The organism is Chitinimonas sp. (genome assembly GCF_041904975.1).
In the GTDB taxonomy this organism is placed as follows: Bacteria; Pseudomonadota; Gammaproteobacteria; order Burkholderiales; family Chitinimonadaceae; genus Chitinimonas.
In genome coordinates, this window is record NZ_JAYRLZ010000400.1 from 1 (window position 1) to 2702 (window position 2702).

Sequence of the window (2702 nt, forward strand, 5' to 3'; positions counted from 1 at the left end):
CGCGCATCGAGCTGCTGGCGCGTATCGCTTTCGCAGCAATACTGGTGCTGGCGTTGACCGGCGTGTCCGGCCTGCTTGGCCCGACGCTGACCGGCGTCTTTGCTGGCGCGCCGGTGTCAGCGACGGTGATCCCGCTATTCACCTTTGCCAATGCCGGGCGCGATGCGCTACTGCTGGCATTGCGCGGATTCCTCACCGGCTTGATGGGCTTTGTGGTGTTTTTTCTGGTGCTGGGTCGGGGCTTGCCCCTTATCGGCGGCGGCGCTGTGGCGCTGGCGGTGCTGGCGGCGATCAGCACCGGCGTATTGGCCACCCATGTGGCGCGGAGGCAGGCATGAACCCATTACCCCCGGCTATCTTCCTGATGGGCCCCACCGCCAGCGGCAAAACCGCCTGTGCGGTCGCGCTGGCGCAGACCCTGCCGGTCGAACTGATTTCGGTCGATTCGGCCCTGGTGTATCGCGATATGGATATCGGCACCGCCAAGCCCGATGCGGCCACCCTGGCGGTGGCGCCGCATCATCTGCTCGATGTGATCGATCCGACCCAAAGCTATTCCGCTGCGCAGTTCCGTAGTGATGCGCTGGCGCTGATGGCCGATATTACCCGTCGTGGCAAGTTGCCCCTGTTGGTGGGCGGCACCATGCTGTATTTCAATGCCCTGCAGTATGGCTTGCACGATCTACCGCAGGCCGATGCCGGAATTCGTGCTGCCATTGAGCTTGAGGCCGCTGCAGCGGGCTGGCCGGCGATGCATGCTGCGCTGGCAAACGTCGATCCGGTCACCGCCGCGCGGCTGAGCCCGAACGACAGCCAGCGTATCGGCCGGGCGCTGGAGATCTTCCGAATCAGCGGCAAAGCCATGTCGCAATGGCTGGCCGAGCAGACCAATAGCCCGCTGCCCTATGCGCTGAGCAAGATCGCCCTGCTGCCATCGGATCGCGCCGTGCTGCACGAGCGTATCGCCATCCGCTTCGAGCAGATGCTGCGCGATGGCCTGCTCGACGAGGTGGAGGCGCTGCGCCGCCACTATGAGTTGACGCCCGACATGCCGTCGATGCGTTGTGTTGGCTACCGGCAAAGCTGGGACTACCTCGACGGCCGCATCGACTACGCTACCTTGCGCGATACTGGTATTTTTGCAACACGCCAGCTGGCCAAGCGGCAGATCACCTGGCTGCGTGGCATGGACGATATTGCGCAGATCGATTGTCTCGATGGCAATGCACCCGACAAGATTGCGGCCATGGTTGCCGAGGTATGGAAGCGGTAACTGGTCGCTAGCGACTTAGCCGGCCTGTCTTTGCCGTGTTGCCGCAATCGGCCGTCGCGGTCTTTGCGGATTTGCCGTGAGTGTGCGCAGTGCAAGGGCAGCTGTGAGCTACTGCTGCTTGGTTACATTTCGCAAGGTTTGGTTACAGCGAGCGCGCCCTGCAATTGTTACAAATGGCTCTCGCTCGGGTCGCACGCTGTAGCCGGCAGGGATGCCCGCCGGTGGTGCTGTCAGTCAATTGATCAGCTTGGCAGGCGGTGGCCGGGCGCTTGACTCCACTATCCGAGAACATAATCCATGAAACTGACAAAAATTGCGCTGGCCGTGGCCTTGCTGGGTACGGCCGCCCATGTTGCGGCTGCCGATGAGCAAAAGGTCCAAAAGATTGAAGTGACCGGCTCCAATATCAAACGCACCGCCACTGAAACGGCCTCGCCTATCCAGGTGATTCGCGCCGAAGAAATCCGCAAGAGCGGCGTGACGACCGTGGCCGAGCTGCTCAAGTTGGTGCCGGCCTTGAGCTCGGGCGGTCTGGACAATCTCGGTGGTGGCTCGGGCTTCTCGTCCGGCGCCTCGTCGGCCTCGCTGCGTGGCCTCGGCTCTTCGTCCACGCTGGTATTGCTGAACGGCCGCCGCATGTCGCCGGCCGCTTATGCCGACCCGAATTCGGGCCAGTCGACCATTTACAACCTGAACAATATTCCGCTGTCCGCTATCGAGCGGGTGGAAGTCGTGAAAGATGGCGCATCGGCCGTGTATGGCTCCGATGCCATTGCCGGCGTGGTCAACTTTATCCTGCGCAATGACTTCGAAGGCGCGCAGCTGACTGTGAACGGCGGCAAGTCGCTCAATGGCGGCTTCGGCAATTACTCGGCCAATGGCGTGATCGGCAAGGGCGATATCAACAAGGATCGCTACAATGTGATGCTGGCGGCCGACGTAAAGCACCGCGACTCCGCGCGTCTTGACGAAGCCGATGCCATCGCGCGTGATGCGTATTTGCGCATCAACAACCGCCTGAATCCCACATTCAATGCCACCGGCACGCCGGCTAGCTATTACAAGGAGCGTACCCCAGGTAGTGGCGCGTTTACGGTGTTGGTTGGCGCCGACAGCCGTTGCCCAGCCAGCAAGCTGAACGCAGCGGGCAATTGCACCTGGGATCAATGGGCGCCCTTGGTAGCTGTGGCGAAATCGGATGAGGCCAGCTTGTTCAGCCACGGCAGCCTGAACATCAACGACAATCTGAGCGCCTTTGCCGAGGCTTCGTTTACCGAATCCAAAGCGACTTATCCGCTGAATCCGGTTGGTGTCACCCAGAATCCGACAACCTGGTTCTCGACCGATGGCGTGCGCCAGAGCTTTTTGATTGTCCTGGCGGCCAATCACCCGGATAACCCCCTGTTCAAGGCGAATCCGAACAATACCC

The 2702-nt window shown here is 61.5% G+C and carries 3 protein-coding genes; all 3 read left to right on the top strand.

The window, feature by feature from the left end; genetic code table 11:
* A partial coding sequence (locus ACE3OH_RS21405; protein WP_374358038.1) for a hypothetical protein occupies positions 1-338 on the top strand: 338 nt, incomplete at its 5' end.
* Positions 335-1273: a tRNA (adenosine(37)-N6)-dimethylallyltransferase MiaA gene (gene miaA, locus ACE3OH_RS21410; RefSeq protein ID WP_374358040.1), complete on the top strand. Its 939-nt coding sequence runs from the start codon at positions 335-337 to the stop codon at positions 1271-1273. The genes ACE3OH_RS21405 and miaA, both read left to right, overlap by 4 nt.
* Positions 1274-1570: 297 nt before the next feature.
* On the top strand, positions 1571-2702 hold a 1132-nt coding region (locus ACE3OH_RS21415), incomplete at its 3' end, for a TonB-dependent receptor plug domain-containing protein (RefSeq protein ID WP_374358043.1).